This is a genomic window from Muriventricola aceti (genome assembly GCF_025567565.1).
GTDB lineage: Bacteria > Bacillota > Clostridia > Oscillospirales > Oscillospiraceae > Lawsonibacter > Lawsonibacter aceti.
Window position 1 is genome coordinate 1 of the sequence record NZ_JAOQKF010000016.1, and the last position, 16,452, is coordinate 16,452.

Annotated in this window: 22 protein-coding genes and 1 riboswitch; of the genes, 14 read left to right on the forward strand and 8 right to left on the reverse strand. The window is 59.9% G+C overall.

The window, feature by feature from the left end; translation table 11 throughout:
* Positions 1–9 precede the first annotated feature (9 nt).
* Both OCV64_RS16255 and OCV64_RS14700 read left to right on the forward strand, forming a co-directional pair.
* Positions 10–162, forward strand: coding sequence for an S-layer homology domain-containing protein (locus tag OCV64_RS16255; protein WP_394803848.1), 153 nt, complete (start codon positions 10–12; stop codon positions 160–162).
* 281 nt (positions 163–443) lie between these two features.
* Positions 444–629 carry a hypothetical protein gene (locus OCV64_RS14700; RefSeq protein WP_147570941.1) on the forward strand — a complete coding sequence of 62 codons (186 nt, stop codon included), beginning with the start codon at positions 444–446 and terminating at the stop codon, positions 627–629.
* A gap of 74 nt (positions 630–703) precedes the next feature.
* On the opposite strand, the gene OCV64_RS14705 is transcribed toward OCV64_RS14700, so the two are convergent.
* The 8 genes from OCV64_RS14705 to thiW form a co-directional block, all read right to left on the reverse strand.
* Positions 704–1,384, reverse strand: a complete 681-nt coding sequence (locus OCV64_RS14705; protein ID WP_147570940.1) for a TenA family protein — start codon at positions 1,382–1,384, stop codon at positions 704–706.
* The gene (locus OCV64_RS14710) at positions 1,381–1,992 is read right to left on the reverse strand and encodes an energy-coupled thiamine transporter ThiT (RefSeq protein WP_262670426.1); all 612 of its coding nucleotides are present in this window, start codon (positions 1,990–1,992) and stop codon (positions 1,381–1,383) included. The genes OCV64_RS14705 and OCV64_RS14710 overlap by 4 nt, the downstream gene beginning before the upstream one ends.
* Positions 1,989–2,786, reverse strand: a complete 798-nt coding sequence (gene thiD, locus OCV64_RS14715) for a bifunctional hydroxymethylpyrimidine kinase/phosphomethylpyrimidine kinase (RefSeq protein ID WP_186853286.1) — start codon at positions 2,784–2,786, stop codon at positions 1,989–1,991. Before thiD ends, OCV64_RS14710 begins: the two co-directional genes overlap by 4 nt.
* A 79-nt stretch (positions 2,787–2,865) precedes the next feature.
* Positions 2,866–3,168: a thiamine-binding protein gene (locus OCV64_RS14720; RefSeq protein ID WP_262670427.1), complete on the reverse strand. Its 303-nt coding sequence runs from the start codon at positions 3,166–3,168 to the stop codon at positions 2,866–2,868.
* Position 3,169: 1 nt separating this feature from the next.
* Positions 3,170–3,805, reverse strand: coding sequence for an HAD family hydrolase (locus OCV64_RS14725; protein ID WP_186853287.1), 636 nt, complete (start codon positions 3,803–3,805; stop codon positions 3,170–3,172).
* Positions 3,798–4,460, reverse strand: coding sequence for a thiamine phosphate synthase (gene thiE, locus OCV64_RS14730; protein WP_262670428.1), 663 nt, complete (start codon positions 4,458–4,460; stop codon positions 3,798–3,800). The genes OCV64_RS14725 and thiE overlap by 8 nt, the downstream gene beginning before the upstream one ends.
* Positions 4,447–5,271, reverse strand: coding sequence for a hydroxyethylthiazole kinase (thiM, locus tag OCV64_RS14735; RefSeq protein WP_186853289.1), 825 nt, complete (start codon positions 5,269–5,271; stop codon positions 4,447–4,449). Before thiM ends, thiE begins: the two co-directional genes overlap by 14 nt.
* Positions 5,264–5,797 (reverse strand): energy coupling factor transporter S component ThiW, encoded by a 534-nt coding sequence (gene thiW, locus OCV64_RS14740; protein ID WP_147570933.1) that lies wholly within the window; start codon positions 5,795–5,797, stop codon positions 5,264–5,266. The genes thiM and thiW overlap by 8 nt, the downstream gene beginning before the upstream one ends.
* A 72-nt stretch (positions 5,798–5,869) precedes the next feature.
* A riboswitch (TPP riboswitch) is annotated at positions 5,870–5,974 on the reverse strand.
* Between the two features lie 106 nt (positions 5,975–6,080).
* On the opposite strand from thiW, the gene OCV64_RS14745 reads away from it, so the two are divergent.
* From OCV64_RS14745 to OCV64_RS14800, 12 genes are all read left to right on the forward strand, one after another.
* Positions 6,081–6,698 carry a pentapeptide repeat-containing protein gene (locus tag OCV64_RS14745; RefSeq protein WP_240286876.1) on the forward strand — a complete coding sequence of 206 codons (618 nt, stop codon included), beginning with the start codon at positions 6,081–6,083 and terminating at the stop codon, positions 6,696–6,698.
* 12 nt (positions 6,699–6,710) lie between these two features.
* Positions 6,711–7,106, forward strand: a complete 396-nt coding sequence (cdd, locus tag OCV64_RS14750; protein WP_186853291.1) for a cytidine deaminase — start codon at positions 6,711–6,713, stop codon at positions 7,104–7,106.
* Between the two features lie 89 nt (positions 7,107–7,195).
* Positions 7,196–7,408, forward strand: coding sequence for a DUF378 domain-containing protein (locus tag OCV64_RS14755; protein ID WP_147570930.1), 213 nt, complete (start codon positions 7,196–7,198; stop codon positions 7,406–7,408).
* A 238-nt stretch (positions 7,409–7,646) separates the two neighbouring features.
* Positions 7,647–8,549, forward strand: a complete 903-nt coding sequence (locus tag OCV64_RS14760) for a phosphate ABC transporter substrate-binding protein (RefSeq protein WP_262670429.1) — start codon at positions 7,647–7,649, stop codon at positions 8,547–8,549.
* Positions 8,550–8,713: 164 nt separating this feature from the next.
* Positions 8,714–9,565, forward strand: coding sequence for a phosphate ABC transporter permease subunit PstC (gene pstC, locus OCV64_RS14765; RefSeq protein WP_186853344.1), 852 nt, complete (start codon positions 8,714–8,716; stop codon positions 9,563–9,565).
* Between the two features lie 4 nt (positions 9,566–9,569).
* Positions 9,570–10,415 carry a phosphate ABC transporter permease PstA gene (pstA, locus tag OCV64_RS14770; protein ID WP_147570928.1) on the forward strand — a complete coding sequence of 282 codons (846 nt, stop codon included), beginning with the start codon at positions 9,570–9,572 and terminating at the stop codon, positions 10,413–10,415.
* Positions 10,416–10,429: 14 nt separating this feature from the next.
* Positions 10,430–11,188, forward strand: a complete 759-nt coding sequence (gene pstB / locus OCV64_RS14775) for a phosphate ABC transporter ATP-binding protein PstB (protein ID WP_147570927.1) — start codon at positions 10,430–10,432, stop codon at positions 11,186–11,188.
* Position 11,189: 1 nt separating this feature from the next.
* A complete protein-coding gene (gene phoU, locus OCV64_RS14780) occupies positions 11,190–11,831 on the forward strand; it encodes a phosphate signaling complex protein PhoU (protein ID WP_147570926.1) in 642 nt (213 codons plus the stop codon).
* 86 nt (positions 11,832–11,917) lie between these two features.
* Entirely contained in the window at positions 11,918–12,589 is a 672-nt protein-coding gene (locus OCV64_RS14785) for a response regulator transcription factor (protein WP_147570925.1), read from the forward strand.
* Between the two features lie 33 nt (positions 12,590–12,622).
* Positions 12,623–14,275 carry a sensor histidine kinase gene (locus OCV64_RS14790; RefSeq protein ID WP_262670430.1) on the forward strand — a complete coding sequence of 551 codons (1,653 nt, stop codon included), beginning with the start codon at positions 12,623–12,625 and terminating at the stop codon, positions 14,273–14,275.
* Between the two features lie 165 nt (positions 14,276–14,440).
* Positions 14,441–14,959, forward strand: a complete 519-nt coding sequence (locus OCV64_RS14795; RefSeq protein ID WP_147570923.1) for a DUF4358 domain-containing protein — start codon at positions 14,441–14,443, stop codon at positions 14,957–14,959.
* A 261-nt stretch (positions 14,960–15,220) separates the two neighbouring features.
* Positions 15,221–16,435 carry an argininosuccinate synthase gene (locus OCV64_RS14800; RefSeq protein ID WP_186853295.1) on the forward strand — a complete coding sequence of 405 codons (1,215 nt, stop codon included), beginning with the start codon at positions 15,221–15,223 and terminating at the stop codon, positions 16,433–16,435.
* Positions 16,436–16,452: the final 17 nt, after the last annotated feature.

Sequence of the window (16,452 nt, forward strand, 5' to 3'; positions counted from 1 at the left end):
GCCTCCTCCATCTCCAGCTATGCCGTGAAGGCCATGGACTGGGCGGTGAACGCCGGTCTGCTGTCCGGCAAGGGGAACAACACCCTGGCGCCTACCGCCGGGGCCACCCGTGCCGAGGTAGCACAGATCTTCATGAACTTCTGTGAGGATATCGCAAAGTAAGGCCGATTTTATTCCAATCGTGTACTGGCAAAGGGGCCGCTCCATCATGGAGCGGCCCCTTCTTTTGCTTGGCAACCATAAATGATATGACGACCGTGCGGATTTGTGGAGATGTGGCAAAAAGAGAAATTTTTGTTTTGCCGCAAGTTTTACCAGAACACGGGGTGTAGCAGGAAGCTGCTAAAAATTTGACAACAGATTTTTTGAAATTTTGGGAAAGAATAATGGTGCGTGGAACAAAGCGTTCCACGCCTTTTGAAAACAGGGAAGGAGCGAGGAGAATGAACAACAGCGGTTGTGGAGGATGCGGAAAATTTGTTCTGGGCGTGGCCACTGGAATGGCGGCGGGCGCGGCCCTGGGCATGACTATGGCGCCATCCCACCGACAGATCAAGCGGGCCGCCCATATGGCCGCCAAGCGGGTCAATGAGGCGGTGGAAAACCTGGCCGAGGCCATGGACCTGTAAAGGCAAAACAGAGCCGGACAGTCCTGGACTGCCCGGCTCTGTTTTTGCAGGTTCCCGATTTCTGCATCCAGTCTTCAGGGGGATGTAGGGAGGTCCTCCCTGGGGTGAGCGCTCATCTCCCAGAAATGCAGCTCATGGAGGGAGCAGGCGCGGAAAATCTCCCTGCACTTTTTTGCCCGCTCCGGTGCCAGATCTTGGCAGGCCTGGTCGGTAAACTCGGACCAGGCCCGGCAGATGGCGTCGTAGCGGTTGCCGGCGTAGTCCCGGACAAAGGGCCAGTAGGGAGTATTTTCCACTCCGGGGGAGCGGCGGATCAGCTCGCCAAAGATCCAGCCATAGCTCAACATACAGGGCAGACAGGCCATCATGCACTCGGCGGCCCCCTCCCCGTCCCGGGCGGCGGCCAGCATACTGTCCACATAGGCCCGATTCTCCGGCCGGAGGGGGAGGGGCTGGATCTCCTCGTCCGTGATGCCGTAGCGTTTCAGGTAGTAACGTCGGGTGGCATCCTCGCTCTCATTGACAAAGGAGAGCAGGGAGTAATAGTTACGGATCTCCGCCATGTCCCGGGAGTGGATCATCCCCCAGGCAAATACCTTGGAATACTCCCGCAGGTACAGACTGTCGTCCACGATGTAGCCCTTGAAGCACTCCTCGGGGAGAGAGCCATCGGCCACACCCTTCAAAAATTTTGTATTCAGGCAGGACTCCCAGATGGGCAGGCTGTCCTGGATGCACTCCTCTAAAAAGTTCATGACTGTTTCCCTCCTATGGCGTTTTGGATGGTCTTCAGCGGCAGGGCGAGCATAATCAGCGTGGTAGCGGTGCCCTCGGGGATCTTGCAGGACAGGTGGTAGGTGATGCTGTACCCCCAGGCCCCCCAGCCGTCCCAGGCGTTTTGAGAGAAAAAGACTACGCCGGAGAGCATCTGGCCAATGAACCGCAGCAGGATGGCCAGCAGTACCCCGCACAGCACCTTCCATTTCTTGTCGTTGCCGAAGATCCCGGCATAGCCCAGGGCGGAGAAGGCAACCAGGTGCTCCACGAAAATCTGGGCCCAGTGGACGGGGGCCCAGGCAGGGATGAGGAAGATGGCCAGAATACCAGTGACCCAGCCGGTGACGCAGGCCAGCCGCCAGTCATAGGTGAGGGCCAGCAGCATCAGGGGAATCCAGGAGCCCGGACTGATGGCCGCCCCGGTGGGAAGGTAGAGCAGAAAGGAGCCCAAAACCAGGGTGGCGGCACACGTCAATCCGCCGTAGCACACAGACCTGGTGTTTAGGCGCAGTCCCCGGCACAGCCAGGCGGTGACGGCCAGATAGGCGACGGTAAAGACAGCGGTGATCATGGTGGAGGGGGTCATTTAACAAACTCCCCCTCTAGGTTAAAGAGATGATCCAGCGGCCCTTTTCCCTGCCCCAGGTCTAGCATGGAGGCCAGGGCGCCGGAGAGATAGGTCTTGGCCCGCTCCACGGAGGTGTCTAGGTCGTAGCCCTTGGCCAGGTTGGAGGCGATGGCGGAGGACAGGGTGCAGCCGGTGCCGTGGGTATTGGGATTGTCGATTCGGCGGCCATAAAACCACTTGGCCTCGCCGGAGCGCCACAGCAGGTCATTGGCGTCGTTCAGGTCGTGGCCTCCCTTGCACAGCACGGCGCAGCCGTACCGCTCACTGATGGAGCGGGCGGCCCGCTCCATGTCCTCGGGACCATGGATGGTCATGCCGGAGAGGACCTCCGCCTCCGGGATGTTGGGGGTGAGAACGGTGGCTAGGGGGAGCAGCTCCGCCTTCAGGGCATCCACCGCCTCCTCGGAGATGAGACGGTCGCCGGAGGTGGCCACCATCACCGGGTCCACCACCAGCTTCTCCACCCGGTATTCCTTCAGCTTCCGGGCGATGACCTGGATCAGAGGCACGCTGGATACCATTCCGGTCTTTACCGCGTCCGGCATGATGTCCGTAAAGACGCAGTCCAGCTGTTCCGCCAGAAATTCAGGCGTGACCTCCATGATGCTCTTGACGCCGGTTGTATTCTGGGCCACCAGGGCTGTGACCGCGCTCATGGCGTATACGCCATTGGCGGTCATGGTCTTGATATCGGCCTGGATACCGGCGCCTCCGCTGGGGTCGGTCCCAGCGATCGTCAATGCTGTTTTCATTGTGAAAACTCCTTTCTTTTTTTGCATTGAAGTTTTATTACGCGACAGCAGGTGGTGCCCCCAAGCTGCCGCGGAAAAATCAGCTCCGCTGATATTTCCCAATTTTCTGGTCGATGGTCAAAATCTCGCCGTCGGGGCGATAGACCACCTTCACATAGGCCGAGACCTTGGGCGCTCCTGCCCGAACGGCCACATGCTGGCATTCCTTCACGATATCCATCAGTTGGTCGTAGCTCTCCCCTTCGATGGTGGTTTCGAAGGGGCCCACCTGATAGTTCAGGCCGGTGCTTTTGATATAGTCGATGACCCGGTCCACGACCCGGCACACCTCGGCATCGTTGTCCACTTGGGGCAGTACCTGAATGGCGATGCTTGCGCTCATATTAAATTTCCTCCTTCCAGTTGTCGATGGCTTCATCCGCCAGCTTCTTCAATTCCTCCCAGGGCTGGGTACCGCCGTCGTAGACGGCTACCACATAGTACCCCGCCATTTTGGCGGTTTTTGCAGCGCCTAGGGCGTCCTCGTAAACGGCGATCTCTCCGGGAGAGGCCCCCAGCCGCCGGGCGGCTTCGTGGTACACGTCGGGCCGGTCCTTGCCCCAGCCCACCTCCTCACAGGAGAGAAGAAAGTCAAAATAGTCCAGCACCCCCAGCCGATCCAGACAGGCTTTCATCAGCGGGAGGGCGGTGGCTGAGGCCACGCACATCCGCACCCCATCCCGGCGAAGCCGGTCTAGGTAGAGGGCAACCCCCTCTTTCAAGGGGATGTCTCCCCGGTAGTGCGCCTCAATCATGGCGTTCATCTCCCCAGCGAGAGTTTGGGGAGTGCCGGACAGTCCAAAGGTGCGGATGAACAGCTCCGCCGACTGGGTCATGGTCATAGGCTTGATCCGCTCCAGCAGCTCGGGGGAGGGGGCAAGTCCCTGCCGGGCCAGATACTCCCGGGCCAGACCACGCCAGTAGTCCATGGAGTCCACCAGGGTCCCGTCCATGTCGAAAATGGCAAAGGCTTTATCCATGGGCGGCCACCATGTCCTTTGCCAGCGCCAGCAATTGGGACGTGGCCGCGCCTGGGTCCTCCGCGCCGAAAATAGCGGAGATGACAGCCACACCGTCCACATTGCTGCCCTTCAGCTGGGCGATATTGCCTGCGTTGATACCGCCGATGGCCACCACAGGGATGGACACGGCCCGGACGATGTCCCGCAGGGCCTCCACCGTCAGGTTCCGGGCATCCTTCTTGGTGCTGGTGCCGAATACAGCGCCTACGCCGATGTAGTCAGCCCCGGCTTCCTGAGCGGCCTTAGCTTCGGCCACTGTGCCGGCGGAGATGCCTAAAATGCGGTCCGGCCCGATGAGGGCGCGGATGTCCCTCCCCCTGAGGTCGGACTGTCCCACATGGACGCCGTCGGCGCCGCAGGACAGGGCGATCTCCACGCTGTCGTTGACCACAAAGGGGACGTTCCGCCGCTGGCAAAGCTGGCGCAGTTCCTCCGCCTCCTGGGCAAAGCGGCCGGGCTCCAGGTCCTTCTCCCGAATCTGGAGGAAGGTGGCCCCGCTGTCCAGCACACGGCGGCAGACGTCGGCCAGGCTCTCCCCCTCCTTCAGCCATGTGCGGTCACTGATGGCATAGAGCAGCATGGACCGGCGGATTTCATCCCTAGTAAATTTCATATCTTACACCCTCTGTCAGTTGTTTTTCAGTCAGGTTGAACACCGCGTCGATGAGATCAGTGCGGAAGGTGGCGTTTCCCGTGCCGTTTTTCAGCCGGCGGGCCTCGGCCGCCTCACCGCACACGCCCATGGCGGCCATGGCGGTACAGACAGCGGCAAAGGGGTCCGACGGCATGGCGCCGCAGAAGGCGCCGATCAGGGAGGTGAGCATACAACCGCTGCCGGTGATGCGGGCCATGGTGGGGCAGCCATTTCGGAGGACCATAGTCTGTTCCCCGTCAGAGATGACATCCAGAGGGCCGGACAGGGCGATGATGCCGCCAATGCGCCGGGCCAGCCCCGCGACCGTCTGGACAGCGGCAGGTAGGCTGTCCTGAGACACGGTGTCGGCCGCCGCCGCATCCACCCCGCTGCCGGACGCCTCCTGGCCGGCCAGACTGCGGATCTCTGAGGCGTTGCCCCGGATGGCGGTAAACCGTACCTTCTCCAAAAGCCGCTTGGCGGATTCCCGCCGAAGGCGGGTGCCACCGGCGGCCACTGGATCTAGTACCACCGGCGTACCAAGCTGGTTAGCACGTTTCCCGGCCAGCACCATGGCGTCTATGTCCTCGATGGCCCCCATGTTGCACACTAAGGCCCGCACTCCAGACACGGCGTCCTCCACCTCTCGGATGTCATGAGCCATAGAGGGGGAGCCGCCGGCGGCTAGGATAATGTTGGCGCAGTCGTTTACTGTGACGAAATTGGTGATGCACTGGACCAGGGGAGCCCGCTCACGGACCAGATGCAGGGCGTTGGAAAAATCAACCATGGGGCGCCTCCCGGCCCAGCTCGGCCAGCATCCGGTTCAGCAGGCCGGACCGCTTGAAGATGAGCAGAGCGGCCACCCCCATGCCGCCTCCCACCAGGGCGGCGGGGGTATAGAGGGGGATGTAGTACAGAGGGGACTGGGCGTCCAGGCCGTAAAACAGCTTCATCAGCGGATAGGCGGTCATGGCCCCCAGCAGGCCGGTGCCAGCTACCTCACCCACCAGGACCAGCCAGATGTTATGGGTCTTTTGATAGATGAGTCCGCCCAGGATGGGTCCAAAAACGGCGCCGACCACTGCCTGAATGGTCCGGCCGGACATCATCCGCATGATCCCGCATAGAAAGGCGGCGGCGCAGGCGTACCACGGCCCCAGCAGGACGGCGGCGATCACATCCACGAAGTGCTGGAAGGGCGCCATGGATGGAAAGTAGACATAGGTGTTCAATACGAAGGCCAGGCAGGCCAGCATGGCGGTAAGCACCATCTTCTTGGTTCGGAGCTGGGTTTTTGCTTGGATCTGCTGCATCGATATTTCCTCCTAAAACGTAAAATGCCGTGGGCCTGTCTTTTACCTCTTAGAAAGACGTTCCCACGGCATCAGCCGAAAAAACTATCTCCCTACGTTGGCATTACCCAAATCAGGTCACAGGTCGAAGCGCACAGCTTCCTCTCAGCCCGTTTGCGAGCTCCCTTGTTGTTTGGCCCCATCCCACGGCTGGAGCCGGCCCTCATTATAATACTTTCAAAATGGGATTGCAAGTTTTTTTGTCCTGGAGTATCCTAAAAATAAAAAAGGTGGAAAGGCGAGCGTGGAAGAAATAGGATTTTTAGACGCTCTGGCCCAGGCCAGGGAGGAGGACGACCAGATATGTCGTCTGACTCAGCTCCGCCAGGAGCTGAAGGGACTAGACCTGTCGGAGCTGGAGCTGCGGGACTGCCATTTCCATGGCTGCCGCTTTACAGACTGCGATTTTTCCGGCGCTGTCCTTGAGCGATGCCTGTTCCATAGCTGCCAGTTGGTTCAGTGCCGCTTTGGAAACAGCTGCTGGCGGGATACCGCCCTCCTAGAATGTAAGGCCGAGGGCAGCGACTTCCGCGGGGCCAGGATAAGGGAGTGCGGTTGGAAGGATACGCTGCTCCGTTACTCCAACTTCAATGAGAGCCAGTGGAGGAGCGCAAAGCTGGAGTGCTGTGACCTGCGGGAGACCACCCTGTCCAGCGCTGTGGTGAAGGAGCTGACGCTGGAAAAGGTGGACCTGACAGGAGCGGAGCTGTTCAGAACCTCACTGAAGGGAACCGACTTGTCCCGGTGCACCATAGACAGCATCTCCCTGTCGGCCAGCTGCGCCGAGCTGAAGGGAGCCAGGATTGCTCCCCATCAGGCGGCGGTGGTGGCCCGCATCTTGGGGATAGATGTGGCGGAATAGGAGGAAAATAGAATGACAGATCAAGAACTGGTGGACAAGGCCTTTGAGATGCACCAATATTCCTATGTGCCGTATTCCCATTTTCCGGTGGGAGCCGCTCTGCTGTGCGGGGATGGCAGGGTGTTTACCGGCTGCAATGTGGAAAACGCCGCCTTCGGCTCCACCATCTGCGCCGAGCGCACCGCTCTGCTAAAAGCGGTCAGTGAGGGGTGCCGGGAGGACTTCCTCGCCATCGCCATCGCCGGCAGGGGGGAGGACTACTGTTGGCCTTGCGGCTCCTGCCGGCAGATGCTCTACGAGTTTGCCCCGGATCTGCGTGTGTTGTGTGCCCGTGGGGACGGCGCCTTCGTTGAGACCAAACTGTCCCAACTGCTGCCCCACGGCTTTGGACCCAAGTCCTTGAAGTAGACTGTTGATTGGAAATATTTTCCGTGTGCATAGACTGCCCTTATCTGGTCAAACTACCTGTGGAACTTGATCCGAGGAGGTGACCTGATATGGTCATGGATAAGATCGCCCTGACCCTGCTGATCATTGGCGGGCTGAACTGGGGCAGCGTGGGACTGTTCCAGTTCGACCTGGTGGCCTTCGCCTGCGGCGGGGCCGGCAGCTTGGTCAGCCGGGTAGTATATGCCCTAGTGGGCCTGTCCGCTGTATGGTGTGTTTCCCTGCTGTTCCGGGATCGAGACCCCGTCGAGGAGCGGAGCTGACCCCTGCGCAGTCAGAGATAACCGATAAAGCCGGCCAGGACCGCACTGCGGTCCGGGCCGGCTTTTCTGAGGACTTTGGCGCGTTTTACGTGCTAGAGCCCTCTTTTTTTACATTGAGACGGGATTTTACAAAGACTTAACAGAGGTGGTGTTTCGCATTTTACATTCCTTTTTTATACTGGGCACCGTAGCACAGATTAAAAGAACCAAGACAGAATAAAAAGGAGTAATCACGAAGATGAAAAAACTGACTTGCCTGGGTCTGGCGCTGGTCATGGCCCTGTCCCTGACCGCCTGCGGCGGCAACAATAACTCCAGCTCCAATTCAAACGGCGCCGGCAACTCCAACACCGGCTCCGCCGCCGGGGCGCAGAGCACAGACAACAATACACAGACTGACCTGAGCGGCTCCGTTACCACCAACGGCTCCACCTCGATGGAAAAGGTGGTCCTGACGCTGAATGAGCAGTTCATGATCGACCACCCCGATGTAAAGGCGTCCTACGACCCCACCGGCTCCAGCACTGGCATCGAGGCCGCCAAGAACGGCTCTGCCGACATCGGCCTGGCCTCCCGCGCCCTGAAGGACGAGGAGGTGGCCGACGGTCTGAAGAGCACCACCCTGGCCCTGGACGGCATCGCCATCATCGTCAACGCCGACTCCGCCATCTCTGACCTGACCGTGGAGCAGATTGCCCAGATTTTCAAGGGCGAGGTCACCAACTGGTCGGAAATGGGCGGCGCGGACGGCGCCATCGCCTGCATCGGCCGGGAGGGCGGCTCCGGCACACGGGACGGCTTTGAGTCTATCACCGGGACGGAGGACGTCTGTGTGCTCTCCCAGGAGCTGACCTCCACCGGCGCTGTCATCGAGGCAGTGAAGAATAACCCCCAGGCCATTGGCTACGCCTCCCTCTCCGCTGTGGAGGGCCAGGAGGGCATCAAGGCCATCACCGTCAACGGTGTCGCCTGCTCGGAGGAGACCGTGCTGGACGGCAGCTACGAGATCCAGCGCCCCTTCATCCTGGTGACCAAGGAGGGCGAGGCCTTGAGTGAGGCCGCCCAAGCCTGGTTTGACTGGGCTACCTCCGCCGCCGCTTCCGACCTGATTCGTGCCGCCGGCGCAGTGCCCATGGTCTGATTCTGAGAGATCCTTCCGCGACAGCCTCCGCTCTGCTGATAGAGTGGAGGCTGTTGGGCTGAACGAAAGGAGTTTTGGCATTGGAAAGCGAGAAGGTCATGGACTGGGCCGCCTCTAGGGCGGAACACAAGCCGGCCTCCAGTCTCCGCCGGGGCCGGGACACTATGGAATTCATCGTCAAGATGGTATTCCTATTGTGCGGCTTTGTAGCGGTGGGCTGTGTGCTTTTTATCTGTATTTATCTAATTATTGCCGGGCTGCCCGCCATTTTGGAGATTGGCGTCACCGACTTCCTGTTCGGAACGGAGTGGGCGGGCAAACAGGAGAAGTTCGGGATCCTGCCCTTCATCCTCACCTCGGTGGCCGGCACGGCCGGCGCCGTCCTGGTGGGGGTGCCCATTGGGCTGATGACCGCCATGTTTCTGGCCAAGGTAGCGCCGCCCAAGGCGGCTAAAGTCATCCGTACCGCCGTGGAGCTGCTGGCGGGCATTCCCTCCATTGTCTACGGTCTGGTGGGCATGATCGTCCTGGTCCCCGCCATCCAGCGAACCTTCGAGCTGGCCTCCGGCGCCAGCCTGCTGGCCGCTATCGTGGTGCTGGCCATCATGATTCTGCCCTCCATTGTCAACGTGGCGGAGACCTCCCTCCGGGCGGTGCCCAAGGAGTATGAGGAGGCCAGCCTGGCCCTGGGAGCCACCCACATTGAGACCATCTTCCGGGTGACTCTGCCCGCCGCCCGGTCCGGCGTGGCAACCGCTGTGGTGCTGGGGGTGGGGCGGGCCATCGGTGAGGCCATGGCCATCATCATGGTGTCCGGCAATGTACCCAATATGCCGGACAGCCTGTTTACCCCCGTGCGGTTCCTGACCACAGCTATCGCCTCTGAAATGTCCTATGCCGGAGTGGGTACCCTGTGGCGGCAGGCCCTGTACTCCGTGGGTCTGGTGCTGTTCCTCTTCATTATGCTCATCAACGTGATCCTTAACCTGTTTATCAAGAACAAAAAGGAGGGCTGAAGCCATGGAAAAGCTGTCTAAGAGGCGCTGGCTCTACGACCGGGGGCTTCGTGCCCTGCTCTACCTGTGTGGTCTGCTGGTGTGCGCCCTGCTGGTCTTTCTCATCGGCTATATCTTCGTCCGGGGACTTCCCTTAGTCACCTGGGAGCTGCTGTCCACCCAGACCAGTATGCTCAAGGGAACCACCGGCATCCTGCCCCACATCGCCAGCACCATCTACATCATTGTGCTGTCTATGGCCATCGTCCTGCCACTGGGGGTGGGCGCTGCCATCTATCTGACGGAGTATGCCTCCAACCGGCGTTTGGCCGCTATCATCGAATTTGCCGCCGAAACCCTCACCGGGATCCCTTCCATCATCTTCGGCCTGGTGGGCATGATGGTTTTTATCCAGCTTATGGGACTGAAGGCGGGCATCCTGGCCGGCGGCCTGACGCTGGTGGTCATGATTTTGCCCACCATCATCCGCACCACCCAGGAGAGCCTGAAGACTGTTCCCCAGAGCTACCGGGAGGGGGCCCTGGGCCTGGGGGCCGGCAAGTGGCATATGATTCGCACCGTCGTGCTGCCCAACGCTGTGGACGGGATCGTCACCGGCTGTATCCTGGCTGTGGGCCGTATCGTGGGCGAGTCGGCCGCCCTGCTGTTCACCGCTGGCTTCGGCACAGTGCTGTACAGCTTTGGCGAGGCGCTGAATAACTCCTCCGCCACCCTTACCGTGGCCCTATACCTTTACGCCAACGAGCGGGGCCGGACGGATATCGCCTTTGCCATCGCGGCCATCCTGATGATTCTCACCCTGGTTATCAACCTGTCCGCCAGCCTGGTTGGGAAGAAGCTAAAGAAGTAAAGGAGCACAGAGCCATGGACCATACTATCCTGTCCGCCCGGGACCTAAATCTGTATTATGGCGAGAACCATGCCTTGAAAAATATTATGATCGACCTGCCGGAGCGGCAGATCACCGCCCTGATCGGCCCCTCCGGCTGCGGAAAGTCCACCTTTCTGCGGACCATTAACCGGATGAACGACCTGATTCCGGGGGTGAAAATCACTGGATCCCTGACCTATCGGGGGGAGGAGGTATACGCCCCAGGCAGGGATGTAACCGATTTGCGCCGCCGCATCGGCATGGTGTTCCAGAAGGCCAACCCCTTCCCCATGTCTATCTATGACAACGTGGCCTACGGCCCCCGGACCCATGGGATCCGCAACCGTGTGAAGCTGGACGAGATCGTGGAGCAGTCCCTTCGGGGGGCCGCCATCTGGGAAGAGGTGAAGGACCGGCTGAAGAAGTCCGCCCTGGGCCTGTCCGGCGGCCAGCAGCAGCGGCTGTGCATTGCCAGAGCCCTGGCCGTCAAGCCGGACGTACTGCTGATGGACGAGGCCACTTCCGCCCTGGACCCCATCTCTACCTCCAAGATAGAGGACCTTGCCTCAGAGCTGAAAAAAGACTATACTATCATTATGGTGACCCACAACATGCAGCAGGCCGCCCGTATTTCAGATAATACCGCCTTTTTCCTCATGGGGGAGCTGGTGGAATTTGGAGAGACGGAGCAAATATTCTCCATGCCTCAGGACAAGAGAACCGAGGACTACATCACCGGGAGGTTTGGCTGATATGAGGAACCGTTTTAATGAACAGCTGGAGCAGCTGAATGTAGAACTGATTAAAATGGGAGCCCTGTGCGAGGAGGCCATCTCCGCCGCCACCAAGGCGTATGTGGAGGGAGACCGAGAGCTGGGAGAGCGGGCCAGGAGCCTGGAGCAAGACATCGACCACAAGGAGCGGGATATCGAGAGCCAGTGTATGAAGCTCCTCCTGCGTCAGCAGCCGGTGGCCAAGGACCTGCGGGCCGTATCCGCCGCCCTGCGGATGATTTCCGATATGGAGCGCATCGGGGATCAGGCCGCCGATATTGCTGAAATCGCCCGGTATATGGAGAAAAGCTCCATTCTGCGGCAGGTGCCCATGGAGGAGATGGCCCTGGCTGCCATTAAAATGGTGACGGACAGTGTGGACTCCTTTGTCCGGGGTGATCTGGCCCTGGCCCACTCAGTCATCGCCCAGGACGACCAGGTGGACAGCCTGTTCCTGTCCGTCCGGGAAAAGCTGACCGCGCTGATCGCCGGAGGGGAGAATGGCGGCCTCTGCCTGGACCTGCTGATGATCGCCAAGTATTTCGAGCGCATCGGCGACCACGCCTGCAATATCGCCCAGTGGGTGGAGTACGCCATCACCGGGGACTATGAGGATGACTGAAAGAGAAGATTGCCGGACGGCGGCATGGGGAAGAAGGCACAGTCCCTCTCCCGCCGGGGAAACAAGACTGGAATGAGGTGGACCCCTTGATCTATATTCTGGAGGACGACGCCAGTATCCGCAAGCTGGTGGTATACACCCTGAACAGCCAGGGGATGGAGGCGGAGGGCTTTGAACGCCCCTCCAGCTTTTGGCGCGCTCTGGAGGAGCGGCAGCCCGACTTGGTGCTGCTGGATATCATGCTGCCGGAGGAGGACGGGCTGCAGGTGCTGAAGCGCCTGCGGGCCGATTCCAACACCAGAAGGCTGCCGGTCCTGATGCTGACGGCCAAGAGCACCGAGTATGACAAGGTGCTGGGGCTGGACCAGGGGGCGGACGACTACATTGCCAAGCCCTTCGGCATGATGGAGCTGATGGCCCGCATCCGTACGGCCCTGCGCCACTCCGGGCAGGGGGAGAACGGAGGCAGGACCTATCAAGTGGGCGCTCTCTATGTGGACCCAGGCCGCCATGTGGTCCGGGATGGGGAGCGGGATGTAACCCTGACCCTAAAGGAGTTTCAACTGCTCTGCCTGCTGCTGGAGCGGCGAGGCACCGTATTCACCCGGGACCAGTTGCTTAATACCATCTGGGGATATGAATTTGACGGGGCCAGCCGCACGGTGGATGTCCATATCCGCACCCTGCGGCAAAAGCTGGGAGAGGCGGGCGCCTGCATCGAAACAGTCCGGGGTATCGGCTACAAGGTATCGGAATAGGACAAGGCCGTCAGAATTGAGAGGTGTAGCGGTTTGACATCAAAGATCTTTCGCAATTCCATGGCGGTAGGGCTGTCCGTATTTCTGCTGTCAGTGGCCCTGTTCATGGGAGTGCTGTACCAATACTTCGGCGACCAAATCACCGGTGAGCTGGAGAACGAGGCGTGGCTGGTGGCCCGGGGTGTGGAGTCCATGGGAATGGACTATTTTGACGGCCTCCAGTCCTCCAGCCGCATCACCTGGGTAGGGGAGGATGGAACGGTCCTCTATGACAGTGTGGCGGACGCCTCCACCATGGAGAATCACGCCGACCGGGAGGAGATCCGTGAGGCGATGAATGGTTCCCGGGGGACGGCCCAGCGCCAGTCGGCCACCCTGTCGGAAAAGACATTTTATGTAGCCCGGCGGCTGGAGGACGGCTCCGTCATCCGTCTGGCCAGCGCCCAGTATACAGTGGTGGTCCTGCTGGTATCCATGGTCCAGCCCCTGCTGATCATCCTGGTCCTGTCCCTGATCCTGGCCGCGGTGCTGGCCAACCGGCTGTCCAAGGGGATCATCCGGCCTATTTTGGACTTGGATCTGGAGCACCCGGAGGAGTGCGATACCTATGACGAGCTCTCCCCGCTGTTGACAAGGATCCGGCGGCAGAATGACACCATCCGGGGCCAGATGGACCAGCTCCGCCAGCGTCAACAGGAATTTGCCGCCCTCACCGAGAACATGACCGAGGGCTTTGTGCTGTTGGATCAAAAGGGCCACGTTCTCTCCTATAACTCCGGCGCCCTGCGGCTTTTGGGAGCCATCCCGCCGGGGGGCGAGGCCAATGTCTTGACGCTGGACCGGACGGATGCCTTCCGCAGAGTGGTGGAGCAGGTGCTGGACGGGGTGCGCGGACAGACCCGCCTGGACCGCCAGGGCCGGTGTGTCCATCTCCTGGCTGACCCGGTGTTCCGGGAGGGAGCTGTGAGCGGAGCGGTCCTGGTACTGCTGGACGTAACAGAGCGGGAGCAGGGGGAGCGGATGCGCCGAGAGTTCACCGCAAACGTGTCCCATGAGCTGAAGACTCCCCTGACAGCCATCTCCGGCATGGCCGAGATCATCAAGGATGGTCTGGTGGACCCGAAGGATGTGGCGGGTTTCGCCGGCGATATCTATAAGGAGAGCCAGCGACTCATTAGCCTGGTGGAGGACATCATCCACCTGTCCCGCCTGGATGAGGGAGGCGTGGGGCTGGAGACGGCGCCGGTGGACCTGCTGGAGCTGTGCCGCCGGGTCATGGAGCGGCTGGAGCCCGCCGCCAAGCGGGCTGGCGTGAGCGTCAGCGTAGAGGGGATGCCAGCTACGATCCACGGGATCCCGGCAGTGTTGGAGGAGATGGTGTATAACCTGTGCGACAACGCGATCAAATACAACCGTCCGGGAGGGAGCGTGGCACTGAACCTCTCCCTAGGGGAGAAAGAGATAGAGCTGTCCGTGGCCGACACTGGCATCGGTATCCCGGCCGAGGACCAGGAGCGGGTCTTTGAGCGATTCTACCGGGTGGACAAGAGCCATTCCAAGGAGATTGGAGGGACCGGTCTGGGCCTGTCCATCGTCAAGCATGGCGCCGCCCTGCACAACGCCGCAATCAGGCTGGAGAGCGCCCCTGGGCATGGAACCACTGTGCGCCTAATCTTTCCCATCTGATTTTTTCATCCCGCGGGAGGCCGCCGGTTTCTGCCGGCGGCCTCCCGGCCTGTTATCCGCACATGATAAAAAACGGAAAAGGAGGGAACTTTTTGGGATAGGGGCCGTCTAATAGAGGGAAAGCTAAATAGGCTGAAACTTTACGACAAAACGGAGGATTATGTTATGAAGAAGATTTTAACGCTTGCCCTTGTCCTGGCCCTGGCTGTCACCGGGCTGTCTGGCTGCTCCGGAAACGGCGGGACCACGTCTGACAAGAGCCCGGAGGAACTGGCCCAGCTCTACCATACTGCCATCACAGACAACGGCGGCGAGATGGTGGAGTATAACCCTGTGATCACAGAGAAAAAAGAGGACGACGGCTCCGCTATGCTCCTTGAGATGCTGGGGCTGGATACTGGCGATATGACCGCTTTTGGAATCAGTGCCTCCATGATGAATGTCAAGGCTTACGCCATCGCCGCCGTCATGCCCGCCGAGGGGAAGGCCGATGCTGTGAAAGAGGGGCTGCAGGGCTACATCGACCAACAGAAGAGCAGCTTTGAGATGTATCTGGCTGACCAGTACGAGGTAGCTAAGAACGCCAGACTGGAAACTCTGGAGGACGGCACCATCCTGATGGTTATGTGTGAGGACCAGGATACGGTCTTTGACGCCATCTCCGCCGCCATCCAGGCCGGCTAAAGCCCACAAAACATCCCCGGTCCCCGGACCGGGGATGTTTTTGTATCAAAGTGAATAAATAAACGGAATATCCAAATATATATTCATTTTTGGTAAATATATATGGAAAATAATTGTTAGTATATGCATATTAATGCAAATAACCTCTTGCAATTACGTTAAGGGAGTGGTAGACTGTTGCCATGGAAAGCAGAGCGGACGGCGCAGGCCACCAGACAGAGGAAAAAGCGCGCCCCGCACTGAGATTTGGAGGGAAAAATCATGGCTCAAGTAAAAAAAGTAGTGCTGGCTTACTCCGGCGGTCTGGATACATCCATCATCATCCCCTGGTTGAAGGAGAACTATAATGACCCTGAGATCATCGCTGTTTCCGGCGATGTGGGGCAGGGCACTGAACTGGACGGGCTGGAGGAGAAGGCTATCAAGACTGGCGCCTCTAAGCTGTATATCGAGGACCTGACCGACGAGATGGTTGACGACGTTATCATCCCGTCCATGATGATGGGGGCCAAGTACGAGGATTATCTGTTGGGCACCGCCTTTGCCCGGCCCATCATTGCCAAGCGGCTGGTGGAGATCGCCAAGAAGGAAGGCGCCGACGCCATCTGCCACGGCTGCACCGGCAAGGGCAACGACCAGGTCCGGTTCGAGCTGGCCATCAAGAGATTTGCCCCTGAGATGAAGATTATCGCCCCCTGGCGGGAGTGGGACATCAAGGGCCGCGACGAGGAGATCGACTACGCCGAAGCCCACAACGTCCCTCTGAAGATCAGCCGGGAGACCAACTATTCCAAGGACAAAAACCTGTGGCACTTGTCCCACGAAGGGCTGGACCTGGAGGACCCCGCTAATGAGCCCCTGTATGACAAGCCCGGCTTCCTGGAGATGGGCGTGTCCCCCGCCATGGCACCAGACGCCCCCACCTATGTCACCTTGGACTTTGAGAAGGGATGGCCTGTGGCCATTGACGGGGAGAAGATGAAGGCGTCCGACATCATCCGCAAGCTCAACGAGCTGGGCGGGGCCAACGGCATCGGCCTGCTGGACATCGTGGAGAACCGGCTGGTGGGCATGAAGGACCGGGGCGTGTACGAAACTCCCGGCGGCACCATCCTCTACCGGGCCCACGAGGTGCTGGAGCAGATCACCATCGACAAGGATACCAAGCACATGAAGCAGAAGCTGGCGGTGGACTTTGCCGATCTGGTGTACAATGGCAAGTGGTTTACCCCCCTGCGGGAGGCCCTGACCGCCTTCGCCGTGGATACCCAGAAGTACGTCACCGGCACTGTGAAGCTGAAGCTCTACAAGGGCAATATCATCACCTCTTCCATCACCTCGCCCTGCACCCTGTACTCAGAGAATCTGGTGACCTTTGAGGAGAGCGACTATGACCAGAAGGACTCCCAGGGCTTTATCAACCTGTGGGGCCTTCCCGACAAGGTACAGGCGCTAAGAGAGCAGGGCAAGCTGTAATATTTAAGAGTGGAGAG